The 19268-nt window shown below is 66.4% G+C and carries 19 protein-coding genes and 2 pseudogenes; 15 read left to right on the top strand and 6 right to left on the bottom strand.

Annotated features, from left to right (window positions below):
- From dapF to ACIP0B_RS06095, 4 genes are read left to right on the top strand one after another with little or no spacing between them, the layout of a single operon-like run.
- Complete coding sequence (gene dapF, locus ACIP0B_RS06110; RefSeq protein WP_400830509.1) at positions 1–831, top strand: diaminopimelate epimerase; 831 nt, start codon at positions 1–3, stop codon at positions 829–831.
- Positions 832–844: 13 nt separating this feature from the next.
- Positions 845–1570 carry a DUF484 family protein gene (locus ACIP0B_RS06105; protein ID WP_400830508.1) on the top strand — a complete coding sequence of 242 codons (726 nt, stop codon included), beginning with the start codon at positions 845–847 and terminating at the stop codon, positions 1568–1570.
- Positions 1571–1572: 2 nt separating this feature from the next.
- Positions 1573–2472, top strand: coding sequence for a tyrosine recombinase XerC (gene xerC, locus ACIP0B_RS06100; RefSeq protein WP_400830507.1), 900 nt, complete (start codon positions 1573–1575; stop codon positions 2470–2472).
- Positions 2469–3176 carry an HAD family hydrolase gene (locus tag ACIP0B_RS06095; protein WP_400830505.1) on the top strand — a complete coding sequence of 236 codons (708 nt, stop codon included), beginning with the start codon at positions 2469–2471 and terminating at the stop codon, positions 3174–3176. Before xerC ends, ACIP0B_RS06095 begins: the two co-directional genes overlap by 4 nt.
- Positions 3177–3365: 189 nt before the next feature.
- On the opposite strand, the gene sutA is transcribed toward ACIP0B_RS06095, so the two are convergent.
- The 4 genes from sutA to glnK all read right to left on the bottom strand — a co-directional run bounded on the left by sutA (position 3366) and on the right by glnK (position 6150).
- The gene (sutA, locus tag ACIP0B_RS06090; protein ID WP_400830503.1) at positions 3366–3695 is read right to left on the bottom strand and encodes a transcriptional regulator SutA; all 330 of its coding nucleotides are present in this window, start codon (positions 3693–3695) and stop codon (positions 3366–3368) included.
- Between the two features lie 101 nt (positions 3696–3796).
- The gene (locus ACIP0B_RS06085) at positions 3797–4222 is read right to left on the bottom strand and encodes a secondary thiamine-phosphate synthase enzyme YjbQ (protein ID WP_400830527.1); all 426 of its coding nucleotides are present in this window, start codon (positions 4220–4222) and stop codon (positions 3797–3799) included.
- Positions 4223–4438: 216 nt separating this feature from the next.
- Positions 4439–5776 carry an ammonium transporter gene (locus ACIP0B_RS06080; protein WP_400830502.1) on the bottom strand — a complete coding sequence of 446 codons (1338 nt, stop codon included), beginning with the start codon at positions 5774–5776 and terminating at the stop codon, positions 4439–4441.
- A 35-nt stretch (positions 5777–5811) separates the two neighbouring features.
- Entirely contained in the window at positions 5812–6150 is a 339-nt protein-coding gene (gene glnK, locus ACIP0B_RS06075) for a P-II family nitrogen regulator (RefSeq protein WP_002555808.1), read from the bottom strand.
- A gap of 398 nt (positions 6151–6548) precedes the next feature.
- On the opposite strand from glnK, the gene ACIP0B_RS06070 reads away from it, so the two are divergent.
- A complete protein-coding gene (locus tag ACIP0B_RS06070; RefSeq protein WP_085581192.1) occupies positions 6549–6809 on the top strand; it encodes an accessory factor UbiK family protein in 261 nt (86 codons plus the stop codon).
- 94 nt (positions 6810–6903) lie between these two features.
- Here ACIP0B_RS06070 and ACIP0B_RS06065 read toward each other — a convergent pair whose 3' ends face one another.
- On the bottom strand, positions 6904–7359 hold the full coding sequence (locus tag ACIP0B_RS06065) for a winged helix-turn-helix transcriptional regulator (protein WP_400830500.1): 456 nt from the start codon (positions 7357–7359) through the stop codon (positions 6904–6906).
- Positions 7360–7515: 156 nt separating this feature from the next.
- Here ACIP0B_RS06065 and ACIP0B_RS06060 point away from each other — a divergent pair, with 156 nt between their 5' ends.
- The 4 genes and pseudogenes from ACIP0B_RS06060 to ACIP0B_RS06045 form a co-directional block, all read left to right on the top strand.
- Entirely contained in the window at positions 7516–8772 is a 1257-nt protein-coding gene (locus ACIP0B_RS06060; RefSeq protein WP_400830498.1) for an MFS transporter, read from the top strand.
- Positions 8773–8866: 94 nt separating this feature from the next.
- Positions 8867–9163 (top strand): 2Fe-2S iron-sulfur cluster binding domain-containing protein, encoded by a 297-nt coding sequence (locus ACIP0B_RS06055; protein ID WP_400830496.1) that lies wholly within the window; start codon positions 8867–8869, stop codon positions 9161–9163.
- Between the two features lie 72 nt (positions 9164–9235).
- Positions 9236–9988 (top strand): hypothetical protein, encoded by a 753-nt coding sequence (locus ACIP0B_RS06050; RefSeq protein WP_400830495.1) that lies wholly within the window; start codon positions 9236–9238, stop codon positions 9986–9988.
- 4 nt (positions 9989–9992) lie between these two features.
- Positions 9993–10916: pseudogene (locus ACIP0B_RS06045) on the top strand (acetyl-CoA carboxylase biotin carboxylase subunit family protein); the annotation flags it as partial.
- A gap of 191 nt (positions 10917–11107) precedes the next feature.
- On the opposite strand, the pseudogene ACIP0B_RS06040 reads toward ACIP0B_RS06045, so the two are convergent.
- A pseudogene (locus tag ACIP0B_RS06040) lies at positions 11108–11209 on the bottom strand (hypothetical protein); the annotation flags it as partial.
- A gap of 206 nt (positions 11210–11415) precedes the next feature.
- Here ACIP0B_RS06040 and ACIP0B_RS06035 point away from each other — a divergent pair.
- The 6 genes from ACIP0B_RS06035 to ACIP0B_RS06010 all read left to right on the top strand — a co-directional run bounded on the left by ACIP0B_RS06035 (position 11416) and on the right by ACIP0B_RS06010 (position 19248).
- On the top strand, positions 11416–12747 hold the full coding sequence (locus ACIP0B_RS06035) for an acetyl-CoA carboxylase biotin carboxylase subunit family protein (protein ID WP_400830493.1): 1332 nt from the start codon (positions 11416–11418) through the stop codon (positions 12745–12747).
- 31 nt (positions 12748–12778) lie between these two features.
- The gene (locus ACIP0B_RS06030; protein WP_400830491.1) at positions 12779–14008 is read left to right on the top strand and encodes an acetyl-CoA carboxylase biotin carboxylase subunit family protein; all 1230 of its coding nucleotides are present in this window, start codon (positions 12779–12781) and stop codon (positions 14006–14008) included.
- A gap of 31 nt (positions 14009–14039) precedes the next feature.
- Positions 14040–14936 carry an EamA family transporter gene (locus ACIP0B_RS06025; RefSeq protein WP_400830490.1) on the top strand — a complete coding sequence of 299 codons (897 nt, stop codon included), beginning with the start codon at positions 14040–14042 and terminating at the stop codon, positions 14934–14936.
- 140 nt (positions 14937–15076) lie between these two features.
- Positions 15077–16303: an aminotransferase class V-fold PLP-dependent enzyme gene (locus tag ACIP0B_RS06020; protein WP_400830489.1), complete on the top strand. Its 1227-nt coding sequence runs from the start codon at positions 15077–15079 to the stop codon at positions 16301–16303.
- Between the two features lie 102 nt (positions 16304–16405).
- Positions 16406–17581 carry a hypothetical protein gene (locus ACIP0B_RS06015; RefSeq protein ID WP_400830487.1) on the top strand — a complete coding sequence of 392 codons (1176 nt, stop codon included), beginning with the start codon at positions 16406–16408 and terminating at the stop codon, positions 17579–17581.
- A gap of 173 nt (positions 17582–17754) precedes the next feature.
- Complete coding sequence (locus ACIP0B_RS06010; RefSeq protein WP_400830485.1) at positions 17755–19248, top strand: YifB family Mg chelatase-like AAA ATPase; 1494 nt, start codon at positions 17755–17757, stop codon at positions 19246–19248.
- Positions 19249–19268: the final 20 nt, after the last annotated feature.

Raw genomic sequence — 19268 nt, 5'->3', positions numbered from 1 at the left:
ATGCTGCTGCGTTTTACCAAGATGCACGGCCTGGGCAACGACTTCATGGTCCTCGACCTGGTCAGCCAGCACGCGCACATTCAGCCCAAGCACGCCAAACAGTGGGGCGACCGCCACACCGGCATCGGTTTCGACCAGTTGCTGATCGTCGAGGCGCCCAGCAACCCGGACGTGGACTTCCGTTACCGGATCTTCAACTCCGACGGCTCGGAAGTGGAACAGTGCGGCAACGGCGCGCGCTGCTTCGCCCGCTTCGTGCTCGACAAGCGCCTGACCGCCAAGCGCCGGATCCGCGTCGAGACCAAGGGCGGCATCATCGAGCTGGACGTGCGCAACGACGGCCAGATCGGCGTGAACATGGGCGCCCCGCGCCTGGTGCCGGCCGACATTCCGTTCGATGCGCCGGCCCAGGCCCAGAGCTATCCGCTGCAGGTCGACGGCGCCACCGTCGACATCGCCGCCGTGTCGATGGGCAACCCCCACGCCGTGCTGCGCGTGCAGGACATCCACAGCGCACCGGTGCACGAACTGGGGCCGAAGATCGAACACCACCCGCGCTTTCCGGCGCGGGTCAACGTCGGCTTCCTCCAGGTCATCGACCGCAACCGCGCGCAATTGCGCGTCTGGGAGCGCGGCGCCGGGGAAACCCAGGCCTGCGGCACCGGCGCCTGCGCCGCGGCCGTGGCCGCGATCAGCCAGGGGTGGATGGATTCGCCGCTATTGATCGACCTGCCGGGCGGGCGCCTGTCCATCGAATGGGCAGGCCCCGGCCAACCGGTGCTGATGACCGGCCCGGCAGTGCGTGTATACGAAGGACAAGTGCGTCTTTGAGCGAGCAGAAGCCATGACCGACAAGCCTCAAGCCCCCGCCAGACCGTCCGCCGGATCCGCCGCCGAAAACCTGGAGGCGGCCGCCGTCGCCGCCTACCTGGAGGCCCATCCGGACTTCTTCGCCGAACACGAGGAACTGCTGCCGTCCCTGCGCATCCCCCACCGGCGCGGCGACACCGTGTCGCTGGTCGAGCGCCAGATGGCGATCCTGCGCGAACGCAACATCGAGATGCGCCACCGCCTCTCGCACCTGATGGACGTCGCCCGGGACAACGACCGGCTGTTCGAGAAGACCCGCCGCCTGATCCTCGCGCTGATGGACGCCGCGACCCTCGAAGACGTGGTGATCAGTGTCGAGGACAGCCTGCGCCAGGACTTCCAGGTGCCGTTCGTGAGCCTGATCCTGCTCGGCGACAACCCGGCCCCGGTGGGCCGTTGGGTGACCCATGCCGACGCGCAGACCGCCATCGGCGGCCTGCTCACCGAGGGCAAGAGCGTCAGCGGCAGCCTGCGCGAGCATGAGCTGGACTTCCTGTTCGGCGAAGAGCAGCGCAAGCAGATCGGCTCCACCGCCGTGGTCGCCGTCAGCCACCAGGGCATCCACGGCATCCTCGCCGTCGCCAGCCGCGATCCGCAGCAGTACAAGAGTTCGGTGGGCACGCTGTTCTTGAGCTACATCGCCGAAGTCATGGGCCGCGTGCTGCCACGGGTCAACAGCTCCCTGCGCAAGGTACGCTGAACATGGAACGGCAGCTGGACGCTTACTGCGAGCACCTGCGCAGTGAGCGGCAGGTGTCGCCGCATACCCTGTCGGCCTACCGCCGCGACCTCGACAAGGTCCTCGGCTGGTGCGCCAAGCAGAACATCGCCAGCTGGCAGGCGCTGGACATCCAGCGCCTGCGCAGCCTGATCGCCCGGCTGCATGCCCAGGGCCAGTCGTCGCGCAGCCTCGCCCGCCTGCTCTCGGCGGTGCGCGGGCTCTATCACTACCTCAACCGCGAAGGCCTCTGCGACCACGATCCGGCCACCGGCCTGACGCCCCCCAAGGGCGAGCGCCGCCTGCCCAAGACCCTCGACACCGACCGGGCGCTGCAACTGCTCGAAGGCGCGGTGGAAGACGACTTCCTGGCCCGCCGGGACCAGGCGATCCTGGAGCTGTTCTATTCCTCCGGCCTGCGCCTGTCGGAACTGACCGGGCTGAACCTCGACCAGCTCGACCTCGCCGACGGCATGGTTCAGGTGTTCGGCAAAGGCAGCAAGACCCGCCTGCTGCCGGTGGGCGCCAAGGCCCGCGAGGCGCTGGAGCACTGGCTGCCGCTGCGCGCCCTGGCCAATCCGCCGGACGACGCGGTGTTCGTCAGCCAGCAGGGCCGGCGCCTCGGCCCCCGGGCGATCCAGGTGCGGGTCAAGCTGGCCGGCGAGCGCGAGCTGGGCCAGAACCTGCATCCGCACATGCTGCGGCACTCCTTCGCCAGCCACCTGCTGGAGTCCTCGCAGGACCTGCGCGCGGTGCAGGAGCTGCTCGGACACTCGGACATCAAGACCACCCAGATCTACACCCACCTGGACTTCCAGCACCTGGCGGCGGTCTACGACAGCGCCCATCCACGGGCCAAACGCACCAAAGGCGAGGATTCATGAGCATCCAGTTGATCACCTTCGACCTCGACGACACCCTGTGGGACACCGCTCCGGTGATCCTCAGCGCCGAAGCGGTGCTGCGCCAATGGCTGGGCGAACATGCGCCGACCCTGGGCGCGGTGCCGGTGGAGCACCTGTGGGCGATCCGCGAGCGGGTGCTGGCCGGCGAGCCCGGGCTCAAGCACCGCATCAGCGCACTGCGCCGGCGGGTGCTGTTCCACGCGCTGGAAGAGGCCGGCTACGGCCATGGCGAGGCGTCGGACCTGGCGGACAAGAGCTTCGAGGTGTTCCTGCACGCACGTCACCAGATCGAGGTGTTCCCCGAGGTCGAGCCGGTGCTGGAGATCCTCGCCAACCACTATGCCCTGGGCGTGGTCACCAACGGCAACGCCGACGTGCGCCGGCTGGGGCTGGCCGACTACTTCAAGTTCGCGCTGTGCGCCGAGGACATCGGCATCGCCAAGCCGGACGCACGGCTGTTCCACGAGGCCTTGCGGCGGGGTGGCGTGAGCGCCGACGCGGCGGTGCACATCGGCGACCATCCGGGGGATGACATCGCCGGGGCCCAGCAGGCCGGGCTGCGGGCGATCTGGTTCAACCCGGCGGGCAAGGCCTGGGAGGCGGAACGCCTGCCGGACGCCGAGATCCGCAGCCTGACCGACCTGCCGGCCGTGCTCGCGCGCTGGAACGCCCTCTCCCGCTGACGCCATGCCCGTGCAGGAGCCAGCCTGCTGGCGATCGGGTCTGCCCGAGGGTGGTGGCTGATCCACCGCTATCGCCAGCAGGCTGGTTCCTGCAGGTGGGTGGAGCAAGAACCTGCAGCCATCCCTTTCCGCCGCCCATGAAAAAGCCCGCAGCGACGGCGGGCTTTTTCGGCAAGCGGGCGACGCGCCTCAGATAGGGCGGCTGCCGTACTTGTTGTCGGGCTTCTTGGGCGGATCGGCGACCACATTGGCCTCCACTTCCACCACTTTGCCACCACGGGCAAGGAATTCTTCCATGGCCTTGGCCAGGGCGTCACGTTCCTTGTTCTTGGCTTCCATGCTCGGCAGCTCGTCGACCGAGACCGCAGCCTTGGCCTTGCCTTTAGCGGCCGGGGCAGGTGCATCGCCGCCGTCATCGCTGTCCTCGGCGACATCGTCGGCCGCCGCTTCCAGACCTTCTTCGGTTTCGTCTTCGTCGCCTACTTCGAGGTCGTCGTTTTCCAGATCATCGTCGCTCATGTTCTACCTCATGACTTGCGAAAAGCAGATTAGTTATAGACCAGCTTAGGCAACTGTCGAAAGTCGCCGGAAAAAATCATCCACCGCTGCTGACCAGCGGCTCATGCCTCTTCACCGTGCAAGGTGGCGAGGACTTTGCGGGCACCGCCATGATCGCGGTGCTCGCCCAGGTAAACGCCTTGCCAGGTTCCCAGCGCCAGCCTTCCCGCCGAAACCGGCAGGCTCAACTGACAGCCGAGCACGCTGGCCTTGAAGTGCGCCGGGAGGTCGTCCAGGCCTTCGTCGTTATGCTCATAGCCGTCCGTTCCTTGTGGGACCAGACGATTGAAAAACCGTTCGAAGTCGCGACGTACCGCCGGATCGGCGTTCTCGTTGACGGTCAACGACGCCGAGGTGTGCTGCAGCCACAGATGCAACAGACCGACCCGGCATGCCTTGAGTTCGGGCAGGCCGGCCAGCAACTCTTCCGTCACCAGATGAAAGCCCCGGGGCCGTGCCCGCAGGGTTATCAGAGTCTGTTGCCACATACAGTTCTCCGCACGTTCGGGGCGCATTCTAGCGCGCTCTGAAAAAAAACAAAGGCCCTAATATTCCTTCAATGGTGTAAGCCATTGGCCGCATAAATACCCCTGCCGCGAACACCGCCGAAGCCGTGCGGAAAAACCTTCCGGCCGTGTCGCGGACGACAAATTCCGGGCAAAAAAAATGCCCGGCGAGCCGGGCAATTCTTTCATGGCGCAGGCTTACAGGTTGTAGCCGCGCTCGTTGTGTTGCGCCAGGTCCAGGCCCACCGACTCTTCTTCGTCGGTCACGCGCAGACCCATCACGGCGTCCAGCACCTTGAGGATGATGAAGGTGGCGACCGCGGTGTAGATCACCGTGAAGCCGACGCCTTTGCACTGGATCCAGACCTGCGCGGCGATGTCGGTGACGGTGCCGAAGCCGCCCAGCGACGGTGCGGCGAACACGCCGGTCAGGATGGCGCCGAGGATGCCGCCGATGCCGTGCACGCCGAAGGCGTCCAGGGAGTCGTCATAGCCGAGCTTGCGTTTCAGGCTGGTGGCGCAGAAGTAGCAGACCACGCCCGCCGCCAGGCCGATCACCAGCGCGCCCATCGGGCCCACGGTGCCGGCGGCCGGCGTGATCGCCACGAGGCCGGCCACCACGCCCGAGGCGATGCCCAGTGCGCTCGGTTTGCCGTGGGTGATCCACTCGGCGAACATCCAGCCCAGCGCCGCTGCGGCGGTGGCGATCTGGGTGACCAGCATCGCCATGCCGGCGGTGCCGTTGGCGGCCGCGGCGGAGCCGGCGTTGAAGCCGAACCACCCGATCCACAGCATCGCCGCGCCCATCAGGGTGTAGCCCAGGTTGTGCGGCGCCATCGGCGTGGTCGGGAAACCTTTGCGCTTGCCCAGCACCAGGCAGGCGACCAGGCCGGCCACACCGGCGTTGATGTGCACCACGGTGCCGCCGGCGAAGTCGAGCACGCCCCAGTCCCACATCAGGCCGCCGTTGCCGGACCAGACCATGTGCGCGATCGGCGCATAGACGACGGTGAACCAGATGCCCATGAACACCAGCATCGCGGAGAACTTCATCCGCTCGGCGAACGCACCGACGATCAGCGCCGGGGTGATGATCGCGAAGGTCATCTGGAAGGTGACGAACACCGCCTCGGGGAACAGCGCCGCGGGGCCGGTCAGGCTGGCCGGGGTGATGCCGGCGAGGAACGCCTTGCCGAAGCCGCCGACGAAGGAGTTGAAGTTGACGACGCCCTGTTCCATGCCGGTGGTGTCGAACGCGATGCTGTAGCCGTAGATGACCCACAGGACGCTGATCAGGCCGGTGATGGCGAAGCACTGCATCATCACGGAAAGGATGTTTTTCGAACGGACCATGCCGCCGTAGAACAGCGCAAGGCCGGGAATGGTCATGAACAGCACGAGGGCTGTGGAGGTCAGCATCCAGGCCGTGTCGCCGGAATTGAGGACCGGAGCCGCCGCTTCGTCTGCCGCCATGGCCAGGCCGGGCATTACGATAGACAACAGGGCTCCTAGCCCTGCGAATTTACGCAGAGTCATTTTGTTTTCTCCTGGGGCGTTGGGTTTGTGGCGGCTTAGATGGCGTCGGTATCGGTTTCGCCGGTACGGATGCGGATCGCCTGTTCCAGATTGACCACGAAGATCTTGCCGTCACCGATCTTGCCGGTGTTGGCGGCCTTGGTGATCGCCTCGATGACCCGGTCCAGATCCTTGTCGTCGATCGCGACGTCGATCTTCACCTTGGGCAGGAAATCGACCACGTACTCCGCGCCGCGGTACAGCTCGGTGTGACCCTTCTGCCGGCCGAAGCCTTTGACTTCAGTGACGGTAATGCCCTGCACGCCGATTTCGGACAGCGACTCGCGCACGTCGTCCAGCTTGAACGGCTTGATGATGGCAGTGACTAGCTTCATGAAACTCTCTCCCGAATTGGTGGACTTGCCCCAGGAAAACAAACCCGACTCAAGTCTAAGCGCAGTGCCTGGCTTTGTAACGCTTCGTGGTGACGCCAGCTAACCGCATCCAGACGAAACTCCCCGCTCCGTCTGCCGCACTGCATTCGTCACAGCGACTGCATCAGTGCATGGGTCACCACCGACTAAGCAGAAAGCTTGCCATCTCGCCAAAATCCATTGATTTCAGTCCCTTGGCCGCTGCGGCAGATGCCATCATGCAAATGGCACTCGGGATACGCACAACAACGGTGCGCAGCCGCCCGTGCGCTTGCGCGAAAAGCGTGCATCCCTGCCTGCGCCGATGACTATAGACACTGCGTGATACACTGCCGCGCATAGTTTCCAGGACATTTCCCATGCTCGCGCCCAAAGACTTCCTCGACGCCCTGAGCGGCACCGCCTCCCGCCTGTTCAGCGGCGACACGCCACTGCCTAAAGCCGAAATCGAAAGCCAGTTCAAGATGCTGATGCAGAGCGCCTTCAGCAAACTGGACCTGGTGAGCCGGGAAGAGTTCGACAGCCAGATGGTGGTGCTCGCCCGCACCCGCGCCCGCCTCGAAAGCCTCGAGGCGAAGGTGGCGGAGCTTGAGGCGAAGCTGAACCCGCCGGCCGAGTGAGGCCTTGACCGGCCGGACCGCCGATCCGCAGCGCACAAAAAACCCCACACCTTTCGATGTGGGGTTCAGTCATTCGATGAATCTGTCCCGCGCCTCAGGATCCGCGCTTGACCACCCGCCGGTGGCAATCGGCCGGGGACAGCACCTTGCCCGACCTTGAGCGAACCGCAATGGTTTCGATCGGCTCCGACAGCTCATTGTCCAGCAGCACCGAATAGCTCTCGCCTTCCTTATAGAGAAAACGCTCCCCCCATTGGCGCATGCTGACCACGATGGGAAACACGGAGCGTCCCATCTCGGTCAGCACGTATTCCTTGTAGGCGCTCCCGTCGGACGCCGGCTGCACCTCGAACACACCCAACTCGACCAGCATCTTGAGCTTGACCGTGAGGATATTGCGGGCAAGGCCCAGGCGTTTCTGAAATTCCGTGAACCGGCGGACGTCGTCGAAGGCGTCGCGGATGATCATCAGCACCCACCGGTCGCCGATGGCTTCGAGTGTGCGGGCCACGGGGCATTCGCTTAGTGCCAGTAGCTGCTGTCTGGCCATGGGTCTCCGGATTCAGGGGAGGAAAAGGGTTGGAAAACGCTTCTAACGTCAGAAGAAAATGCTTTAAACAACTGGTTGCATATTAAAACTTGATTTGATAAAAATCAACGCATCGGTTTTGTTTCGAAACCACATGAGTCCAAGGATGGAGTAGTGATGCTGGATCCTCAAAAGCCCTCGAAAATGGATCTCGAGGCCGAACAATCAGGCGGCGGGGCCGCCGCCCTGTCCTCCCGGGAACGCCCGGCGACGACGCTCAGCCGCTACCAGACGCTGCTGTTCGCCATCACCTGCGCCATGGCGGTGGCCAACGTCTATTTCGCCCAGCCGCTGCTGGAGTCCATGGCCGCCAGCCTGGCGGTCGCGCCCGGTGTCATCGGGATTGTGGTGACGGCCACCCAGGCCGGTTATGCGGTGGGGCTGCTGTTCATCGTGCCGCTGGGCGATCTGCTGAACCGCAAGCGACTGATCCTGACCCAGATGCTCATGTCCGCCGTCGCCCTGTGCGCGGTCGGCCTGTCGCAGAACTGGCTCACGCTGCTCGGCGCGATGGTGCTGGTGGGCCTGATGGCCGTCGTGGTGCAGGTGGTGGTCGCCTACGCCGCCGCCCTGGCCAGCCCGGAACAGCGCGGCCTGGCCGTCGGCACCGTCACCAGCGGCGTGGTGCTGGGCATCCTGCTTGCCCGCTTCGTCTCGGGAGCGGTGGCGGACCTGGCGGGCTGGCGCGGCGTCTATTTCGTGTCGGCGGCCCTGATGGTCGGCATGGCGCTGGTGCTGCACCGCACCATGCCGGCGTCGGCGACGCCCCCGGCCAAAGGCAGCTACTGGCAACTGCTGCGCTCGGTCTTCCAGCTGTACCTGACCGAACGCACCCTGCGCGTCAGGGGCACCTTCGCCCTGCTCATCTTCGCCGCCTTCAGCGTGCTGTGGACCTCGATGGTGCTGCCGCTGAGCGCACCTCCGCTGTCGCTGTCGCACACCCAGATCGGCCTGTTCGGCCTGGCCGGGGTGGCCGGCGCCCTGGCCGCCGCCAAGGCGGGCCAACTGGCCGACCGGGGCCTGGGCAACCGCACCACCGGCGTGGCCCTGGCGCTGCTGACCTTGTCCTGGCTGCCCACCGCCTACGTCGAAAGCTCTTTGCTGGCCATGGTCATCGGCGTGGTGCTGCTGGACTTCGCCGTGCAGGCGGTGCACGTGACCAACCAGAGCCTGATCTTCGCCGCCCGGCCCGACGCGCAAAGCCGCCTGGTGGGCGCCTATATGAGTTTCTACTCGGTCGGCAGCGGTCTGGGCGCCATAGCGGCCACCTACACCTACGCCCATTACGGTTGGGCGAGCGTTTGCCTGCTCGGCGCAGCCATCAGCGGAGTCGCCCTGCTGTACTGGTCTTACCTGAACCTTACATCAAGATAGTTTGAACTCACTTTAATACTTGCCCCATGTTTAAAGACATTGGCGAACGACCGTGTGCGCGCCACACAAATATGAAAGTTGAATTGAGGCATCTATGGCACTGCACACACTGACGATTACATCGCACCAACTTGATTTTCAGTTGCCGTCCAACTCGCCGTTCACCGACATCGAATACGAGCCCGGCGGCAAGAACGTGATTCCCCTGGGCTGCCGCGTCGGCGCGTGCGGTGCCTGCCTGATCAAAGTGAGCGCGGGCCTGGAGACATTGAGTCCCCGGGACAGCGATGAAGAGGCTTTTATCGAAGTGCTGGGTTACAGCGGCGAAGAATACCGGCTGGCCTGTCAATGCGTGATAAGAGGTGAAGTGGCCATTGAGATAATTGGCTGAAAGTTGAACCGGCAATTGAAGTACGGGTTGTTAATTAAAGCGTTCCAGACAAACTAAAAAAGAGGCTTGATTATGCTGAACCGTGTAAAGAATGTTGGCTATGGTGACCGCACTCCATTTCTGGGCGCCGCCGCTTCGGTGAACCTGCGCGCAGAAATCGACAAACTGATCGACCTGCAAGTGGAGCAATGGTACGAGACCGTACCGCAGGCCGCCCACCTGGAAGGCAAGGACGTCAACAGCCAGTACTACAAGCGCCACCTGGTCGAGACCGCATGGCGCATCCGCCTGCTGCGCGTCGCCGAAGCCAAGGCGCTGGTCGAAGTGGCCAAGGTCAGCCCGGAGGCCGCCCAGATCTGGGCGCACTACGAGCAGGAAGAAATGCTCCACGACGACCTGTTCATCCAGGACCTGGAGCGCGTGGGCGTCAGCCGCGAAGAGTTCCTGGCCACCGAACCCTACCTGTCCACCAAACTGCTGGCCGGTTTCTTCTCCTACCTGCTGGACCATGAAGGGCCGCTGGGCGTGATCGCCTACTCCTACCTGGTCGAGTACGTGAACGTGAAGCTCGAGCCGCGCAAGCTCGAAGCGCTGAAGACGTCGGTCGGCGAGACCAACATCGTCGGTCAGATTTCCCACTCGCACACCGACATCAACGATGACCATCCGGGCGAGGTCTGGGCGGCCCTGCGCTTCCTGATCAAGGGCGAACAGGACATCGCCGCGCTGAAACGCTACCTGGCCGAGCATCAGAAGATCCTCGCCATGTACTTCAGCGAGCTGTACATCGACACCCTGGCCAAGCCACAAGACAAGGCGGCCTAAGGTCATGGAACAGGCAATGAATTCGAACCGGCCCGGTGTCCTGATCCTGAGCCACTGCGGCTTTTCTTTCCTGGAAGACCTCAAGGAGCAGTTGCGCAGACGGCAGCTCCGGTGCTTCGTGCTGACTTCATTGCCGCTGGCCGAACATGTGCCGGCCCGCCTGGAGGAGATTCAGTCCTGGGCGGACCGGCTCTACACCTCCGACGCCCATCAGCTGAAGCAGCAAGACGTGGACAACGCCCTGGAAACCCTGCGCAAGTCGGGTGAGCAGGTCACCTGCTGCATCAGTGTCTGGGAAGGCTACCGCCACCTCATGGCGGCGGCCAACGCCGCGCTGGGCACCTATGACATCACCGCCGCCCAGGCTCTGGCGCTGCGCAACAAGCTCAAGGTGCGCAACCGTCTGGCCGAGGCAGGTCTGTCGCAGGTCAAGGCCCAGGCCCTGACGGCCGGTCTGCTGGAATCCCTGAAGACCCAGGATCGGCGCTACTTCATCAAGCCGATTCACGGAATCGCGTCCTACGCAGCGTTTCCGCTGCGCCAGGACACCCGCTGGAGCGCGCTCGAAGAGCTGCGCCTGGCTTCCGCCGAGGACACGGTATATGCCTCGGCGTTCAACGAAGGGCTGGAGTTCATGGCGGAGGACTACATCCCCGGCCACGAATTCAGCTTCGAGACCCTGCTGATCGACGGCCGCGCCCATGTCGTGGCCGTCCATGAAAAGCACGAAGTGACCGAGACCGCCGAGACGGTGCTGGAGGACAGCTGCACCACGCCGCCGGCCAGCCTCGACCAGGCGCAGATCGCCCAGGGCCTGGACTGGCTCGGCCAGGTGCTGGGCTGCATGGAGCTCAAGTGGGGCTGCTACCACGTGGAAGCGCGCTTCACCGGGCAACGCTGGGACCTGATCGAAATCAACCCGCGCGTCGGCGGCAGCCTGATCTCCCACAGCGTCGAGGCCGTCACCCAGGGCCAGAGCATGCTGTCGCTGTGGCTGGACCTGCTGCTGGCCAGCCAGGACGACGCCGGCCGGCGCAACGGTTTCGAACAGCGGCTGGCGGAATTCGCCTGGCGTGCCGACGGCACCAGCCCGCAGTCGGTGGCGACGTTCTTCCGGGTCTACTTCGCCAAGCCGGGCACGCTGCACTCGGTGACGCTCAACGACCTGCCGCTGGCCCCGACCGTCAGGCACATCCTGCTCAAGGCCGGCGACGTGATCCCCGCCCATGCCCGCGAGGTGTTCCTCGGTCAGCTGCTGTGGACGTTCGAGCGCACCCGCCAGGCTTCGGAGCTCAAGCGCCTGGCGACCCTTTCCGCAACCGCGCTGGATATCCGGTACGAAACCGAAAGTCATTGAAAACCCGGCGGGTGTCCGCCCGCCCCCGTTCTGCCGTTCATGACCCTATTCATGCATGAGGATGACGAACATGCCGTTGCGTGCGCCTGTACTGTTAATCGTGGACTACAACCTGAGCCGGATCGGCGACGTCCTGCACATGCGCAACCATGCGCGCCAGCGATGGGGAGCCGAGACCTGGCTGGTCCGGGCCGAGCCCCAGGACCATGACAAGACCATCAGCGACCGGGTCATCGCCGCCGATCCGCTGGCGCCCGACTTCGTCGGGCAGGCGCTGGGCCTGCTGGGCGACGACGCGGCCAGGGTCAGCGCCGGCCTGGTGTTCTCCGACAACGCCGTGGCCAGCGGCGCCGCGCTGCTCGAACGCCTCGGCCTGGCGGTGGACGACGCCGCGCTGGCCCTCGGCGCGTTCGACAAGCTGGCCTACCGCATCGCCGAAGACCGCCTGCGCCCCCTGCTGAACCGCGAAGGGGTGATGCTGCCGGACTTCATGCGCATCGACGGCGTCAACGACGTGCGCACGTTCGCCGCCCGCCAGGAACGCGGCTTCGTGATCAAGCCTGCGTGCGAAGGCAACAACCGCGGCGTGGTGATGGTCGCGCCCGGCGGCGACTGCGAGCAGGCCTTCGCCGAAGTGGCGCCGTACCTCGACGGCGGCGTGCTGGCGGAAGCGTTCATCCCGTTCACCCGCGAGTATTCCTACGACGGCCTGGGCGACCTGTGGTTCATCACCGAAAAAGTCAGCGCCACCGGCCGCTATCCGGTGGAAGTCGCGCAGATCCTGCCGGCGCGCCTGAGCGAGGAAGAGCGGCTGGCCATCCGCGTCGCGGGCGAGCAGGTCAACCGGCTGGTGGGCCAGCGCATCGGGCCGTTCCACAACGAGATCAAGCTCAGCGACAGCGGCTGCAGCACCGCCGTGATCGAGCCCAACCGGCGTCCCGGCGGCATGAAGATCTGGACCCTGGCGCAGGCCGTCCACGGCCTCGACCTGTATGCGGCCTGGGTCGACTCGGTGTTCGCCGAAGCGGTGCCGAAGGCGTTGCCGCCGGCCGCCTGCAGCGCCGCCACCGTGATGTTCGGCGTGCCCCGCGACATGACGCTCGACGTGGCCGGCCTGGGCGACCGGCAGGCGCTGGTCGAGGACACGCTGACGCTGGCGGCGCAGGAACTGGGCCTGGCCCGCGAGGCCGTCACCCTGCTCGAAAGCGCGTGGGTCGCGGGCGAAGCGCGGCTGATCCATGCCGTTGCGCGGGACAACAGCGACTTCGTCGCCCACGCGTGCGTGGCGCTGCACGACGCGAAGGTCGACATCCGCGATCTGGTCAGGGTGCTGCGCGAGCAGTGGCTCGCCGTCCTGGACCGCAGCCTGACCGCCGAACCGCTGTTCAAGGTCGCCTCCTGACCCCTGACCCTTTCGCTTCGAGACCCTGACCATGAAAATCCTCGTTCTTCACCGGGTGCCCTACCCGCGCATCGAGTACCACCGCGGCATCGATCACCGACTGCACGATGTCACCTACCTGGGCAAACAGGCCGCCATCGACACGCTGCCGCCGGAGCTGCGCTGCGAGCGCGTCGTGCGGCCGGGCCTGGCCAGCGCCTTCGAAGAGGCCACGCAGTGGCTGGAGCAGGCGCCGCAGCGCTTCGACCGGATCATCTCGATGTCCGAATACGAACTGCTCGACGCGGCGCGCCTGCGCGAAGCGCTGGGTGTCGAAGGGACGCCCCTGGCGGCCGTGAACCTGTCGCGCAACAAGCTGGACATGAAGGCCGCCGTCGAGGCCCGCCGACTGCGCGTGCCGCGCTTCATGCCGCTGGCACGCTACCTGGCGCAGGAAGGCCAGGTGCCGTGGCACGGCGCGACCGTGCTCAAGCCGCACAGCGGCGCGTCGAGCATGGATGTGAGCATCCACCCGCAGCCTGCCCGCGCCCTGGCCGAGATCCGGCAAAAGGTCGGCGACCTGTCGCTGGAGATCGACGAGTTCCAGGTCGAGGAATACATCAGCGGCCCGATCCGCCATTTCGACGGCCTGGTCATGGATGGCCGGATCCTCACCCTGCTGTCCAGCGAATACGTCGGCACCTGCCTGGACTACATGGAGCGCGGACACCCGCTGGGCTCCTGGCACCTGGAGACCACCCCGAAGATGCAGGCCTGGGTGGCCGCCGTGCTGGAGGCGGTGCAGATCCGCAACGGTGCGTTCCACCTGGAAGCCATCATGGAAGGCGACGAGCCGGTGTTCCTTGAGGTGGGCAACCGGGTGGGCGGCGCCGACGTGGTCGCGACCTACGAACTGGCCACCGGCATCCACCTGCCGTCGCTGGAACTGCGCATCCACGTGGACGGCGACGTCGGCGGCGCGCTCTGGACCGGCCAGCGGCCGACCCTGGGCTACGGCTGGTTCGTCTTCCCCGGGCACACCCACCGCGAGCGCACCTATCAGGGCCTGGACGGCGCGGACGAGCTGCGCGCCAGCCCGCTGGTGGTGCAGTGGAACGAGCTGCAGCCCGGCACGCCGCTGCCGGAGCACGTGACGTACTCGGCGTTCGAGGCGCCCCTGGCGGGCATCGTCAAGGCCGCCGACCCGCAGCAGACCCAAGCCTGGATGCAAGCGCTCTTCTCCCGAGTGAGCCTCGCCGAGAGCCTGACGTCCGTCGCGTGAAAAAGCCCAACCTCCTGAAGGCGAATCAACCATGAAACCACTGCACGTAGTATTGGCTGTACTGATCACGGCGATCTGGGGCGTCAACTTCTCGGTGATCAAACTGGGACTGGCCACCGTCGACCCGTTCATCCTGGCGGGCATCCGCTTCAGTCTTTGTGCGCTTCCGGCGATCTTCTTCATCCGCCGGCCGAATGTGCCCTGGCGCTACATCATCGGCTACGGGCTGGTGTTCGGCATCGGCCTGTGGGGCGTGGTCAACCTGGGCATCAAGGCCGGCCTCTCCGCGGGCATCGCTTCGCTGGTGCTGCAGTTCAGCGCGTTCTTCACCATCCTGCTCGGCGGCTGGGTGTTCCGCGAAGCCCTGACCCGCTTCCAGGTGCTGGGCATGCTGATCGCGCTCGCCGGGCTGCTGTGCATCATCAAGATCAGCGACGGCTCGGTCAGCCTGCCGGGCGTGCTGCTGGTGCTGGTGGGCGCGGCGTCCTGGAGCGTGGCCAACATCATCAACAAGAAAGCCAGCACCAAGGACGTGTTCGGCTTCCTGGTGTGGTCCAGCGCCTTCGCGCCGATCCCGCTGTTCGCCCTCGACTACGCCGTCAACGGCAGCGCCGGCTACACCGCGTTCGTCCAGCAGGTCGACCGCACCGCCGTGCTGTCGATCCTGTTCCAGGTCTACCCCAACACGCTGTTCGCCTACTGGATCTGGAACTCGCTGCTCAAGACCTATCCGGTGTCCACGGTGGCGCCGCTGTCGTTGCTGGTGCCGATCTTCGGCATGCTCGGCTCGGTCGTGGTGTTCAACGAAAGCGTGCCGCTGAACAAGGTGCTGGCGGTGATCCTGATCGTCCTCGGCCTCGCCGTCGGGCTCTATGGGCAGCGAATTTACAATGCTATGTTTGCGCGTCCTGCGCGCACTTCGATCTGAAACGACAGGGAAACGGTATGAGTCTGGGAAGACGTGAATTCATGGGCGCGGCAGCTGGAGCGGCCCTGATTGGAGGCAGCATGGCAGCAGGTGCGGGACAGGCATGGGCAGGCAACGCGCCCGTGCAGGATGATGTGGCGGTGAAGCTGGACCCCAAGGATTGGGCATCGGTGCGGGCGCAGTTCAGGCTGTCGCCCGAGTACGTGCACATTTCCAATTTCTTTCTGGCCTCCAACCCGAGGCCGGTGCGCGAGGCGATGGACCGCCACCGGCAGGCCTTCGACGAGAACCCCTACACCTACCTCGAAGACAACATGTTCGCCCGGCCCGAGGACATGGTCTGGCGCAAGGTGTGCGAAACGGCCGCCGACTACACCGGCGGACGGGCCGAGGACATCGCCCTGACCACCAGCACCACGCAAGGTCTGGCGATGGTCTACAACGGCCTCAGGCTCAGGCCCGACCAGGAAATCCTGACCACCCGCCACGAGTGGTACACCCATGACGAGGCCATGCGCCTGGCGGTCGTCAAATGGGGCGGGAGCATCCGCCGGATCGACCTGTACGAAGGTCCCGAAGACGTCAGCACCGACGCCATCGTCGGCCGCATCGAGGCCGCCATCAAACCCGCGACCCGCATCCTGGCGATGACCTGGGTGCACTCGGGCACCGGCGTGCGCCTGCCGCTGAAGGAGATCGGCGACCTCGTGGCGCGGGTCAACCGGCAACGCGACGAAGCCGACCGGATCATCTACGTGGTCGACGGCGTGCACGGCTTCGGCTGCTCAGAGGCGCAGGTCGCAAGCCTGGGCTGCGACTTCTTCAGCGCCGGCACCCACAAGTGGATCCTGGGGCCCCACGGCACCGGCCTGGTCTGGGCCCGCGAAGGCCAATGGGCGCACATCACCCCGACCATCCCCACCATCATGGCCGCCGAACCCGCCAACGCCTGGCGCCAGGAACGCGACCCGCAGGGCGCCACCCCGGCGGCCTGGGTCAGCCCCGGCGGCTTCCTGGCGTTCGAGAACCAGTGGGGCATGATCGAGGCGTTCGAGTTCATCAAGCAGATCGGCCGCAAACGCATCGCCGACCGCGTCGCCGAACTCAACGGCCGGCTCAAGGAAGGCCTGGCGAAGCTGCCGAACGTGTACCTGCACACACCGCGCTCCGCGGCGTTCTCCGCCGGCATCGTCTGCTGCGACGTGAAGGGCCGGGATCCGAAGGACGTGGTGGCCAGGCTCAAGGCGCACAAGATCATCGCCAGCGCCACGCCCTACCGCCATTCGACGGTGCGGTTCTCCGCCGGGATCGTCAACACGCCGGAAGACATCGACAAGACCCTCGATGTGATGCGCACCCTGGGCTGAACCCGGCCCGGACCGACGTCGGCCGCACCGCGCCCGCGGGCGGCCTGACGTCTCCCACCCACTCGCAGTACGGCCGCGCCCCACGGGGCAAGGATCGATGACATGACCCATGACACTTCAAAAGAGCTGGCCCGGTTCCTGGTCTGCTCGACGGTTTACCGGTTGTTCTCCGGCGCGCTGATGGTCTCGCTGACGTGGACCATCCTCACCCGCAACGAAGGCGGCTACCTGCCGCTGGCGCTGGCGATCTTCTGCTCGTTCCTTCCGGCGTTCATCACGCCGCTGATGATCCGGCGCCTGTCGCGCTCCCTGAGCGGGCGGCAGATGAGCGGCGCGTTCGTGCTGGGCCTGAGCGCACTGGCCCTGGTGCCGGGGGTGTCCGGGGACTTCACCGCCGGCCTGCTGATCGCCAACCTGTTCGCCTGGCTGATGGTGCTGCTGCTTGAGGCCAGCCTGGACATGTGGTTCACCCAGATCCAGCGCGGCATGGATCAGGCGAAGGTGCGCCGGATCAGCGGCGCGACGACCGCCACCAGCCAGGCGGCCCTGATGATCGGCCCGCTGCTGGCGGCGGGCCTGATGCCGAGGCTGAGCGCCATCGGTTTCGCCCTCGTGCTCAGCGGCGGGTTCCTGCTGGTCGCCGCCGCCTGCTACACCCGCGAGCGCCTGCCGGAGGCGGCGCAGGCGGCCCGCGAAGCGGCGGCGCCGGCCCGGCTTCCGCTGACGCTGCTGGTGCCGATGATCCTGGTCTGGCCGATCCTCGGGGCGTTCAACTTCATGCTGCCGGTCTACGTGTCGAACCACGGCTGGACCCTGTTCGAGCTGGGCGTGCTCGATGCGGTGTTCGGCCTGGGCATGGCCCTGATCGGGGTGCTGGTGATCATCGCCAACACCGGCCGCAACCTGCTGGCCTACCTGTCGGGACTGCTGGCGCTGGCGGTCACCGCCACGGCCATGTGGCTGCTGATGCCGGACACCCTGATCCTCAAGGGTGCGAGCCTGCTGTTGCTGGGCATGGCGTTCGGCGGCGCGCGGGTGCACATCCGCGTCGCCATCGCCAGCCGCTACAGCGAGGCCGCCGTCGGGCTGGCCGTCAGCCGGGCGAACGCCCTGGCCACCCCGGCGCTGCTGGTGATCCTCGGCCTGCAGCTGGCGATCATCGAGAACGCCTGGCTGCTGCCGTTCCTGCTGGTCGCAGGCTCCGTCGCGCTGCTGCTGCAGACGTCGGCGACCCGATTCGCCCGGGGGCCCGGCCCGGCGGAAGCCGTGGGCGCCTGACCGCCCCTGCAAAACGCTGCAACGAAAACCGCCGCAAGGCGGTTTTCCTTTGTCCGGCGCCCCCCGGCAACATCCGGTGAAAGTTTGCCGCCGCGCCCCCGCCGCCGGCTCCCCGGCCCCCGTCTACCCTTGAAGCACCGCAGGAAGCGGCCCGCCCATTTCAAGGAACGCCCATGTCCCTCTCCATCGTCCACAGCCGCGCCCAGATCGGCGTGGAGGCCCCCGCCGTCACCGTCGAAGTCCACCTGGCCAACGGCCTGCCGTCGCTGACCATGGTCGGCCTGCCCGAAACGGCGGTGAAGGAGAGCAAGGACCGGGTGCGCAGCGCGATCATCAATTCCGGGCTGCAGTTTCCGGCCCGGCGCATCACCCTGAACCTGGCCCCGGCGGACCTGCCCAAGGACGGCGGGCGCTTCGACCTGGCCATCGCCCTGGGCATCCTCTCGGCCAGCGTGCAGGTGCCGACCCTGACCCTGGACGACGTGGAGTGTCTGGGCGAACTGGCGCTGTCCGGCGCCGTGCGGCCGGTGCGCGGGGTGTTGCCGGCGGCGCTGGCGGCGCGCAAGGCCGGGCGCTCGCTGGTGGTGCCGCGGGCCAACGCCGAGGAGGCGTGCCTGGCGTCGGGGCTGAAGGTGATCGCGGTGGATCACCTGCTGCAGGCGGTGGCGCACTTCAACGGGCATACGCCCGTGGAGCCGTATGTCTCGGACGGCCTGATCCACGCCGCCAAGCCCTACCCCGACCTCAGCGAGGTGCAGGGCCAGGCGGCCGCCAAACGCGCCTTGCTGATCGCCGCGGCAGGCGCCCACAACCTGCTGTTCAGCGGGCCGCCGGGCACCGGCAAGACCCTGCTCGCCAGCCGCTTGCCGGGGCTGTTGCCGCCGCTGGCCGAGAGCGAAGCGCTGGAGGTCGCGGCCATCCAGTCGGTCGCCAACGGCGCGCCGCTGACCCACTGGCCGCAACGCCCCTTCCGCCAGCCGCACCACTCGGCGTCCGGGCCGGCCTTGGTCGGCGGCAGCTCAAAGCCGCAGCCCGGCGAAATCACCCTCGCCCACCATGGCGTGCTGTTCCTCGACGAACTGCCGGAGTTCGACCGCAAGGTGCTGGAAGTGCTGCGCGAGCCGCTGGAGTCGGGCCACATCGTGATTGCCCGGGCCAAGGAACGGGTGCGCTTTCCGGCGCGCTTTCAACTGGTGGCGGCGATGAACCCGTGCCCCTGTGGATATCTTGGCGAGCCCACCGGCCGCTGCTCGTGCACGCCGGACATGGTGCAGCGCTACCGCAACAAGCTGTCGGGGCCGCTGCTGGACCGGATCGACCTGCACCTGACGGTGGCACGGGAGGCCACGGCGTTGAATCCGCAGGTGAAACCGGGGGAGGACAGCGCCAGCGCCGCCGGGCAAGTGGCCGAGGCCCGGGAGCGCCAGCAGAAGCGCCAACGGTGCGCCAATGCCTTCCTGGATTTGCCGGGGCTGCGGCGCCATTGCGGGTTATCCACAGCCGACGAGGCGTGGCTGGAGTCGGCCTGCGAGCGCCTGACGCTGTCGCTGCGCTCGGCGCACCGCCTGCTCAAGGTGGCGCGGACACTGGCCGATCTCGAACAAAGCGACGACATCCGCCGCGAGCATCTGGCGGAGGCGCTGCAGTACCGGCCGGCGACGCAGTAGGGGCGGGAACCGCGTCGGGC

This window comes from Pseudomonas sp. NPDC089534 (assembly GCF_044749305.1).
In the GTDB taxonomy this organism is placed as follows: Bacteria; Pseudomonadota; Gammaproteobacteria; order Pseudomonadales; family Pseudomonadaceae; genus Aquipseudomonas; species Aquipseudomonas ekonensis.
This window is presented reverse-complemented; position numbering and strand designations above follow the sequence as displayed.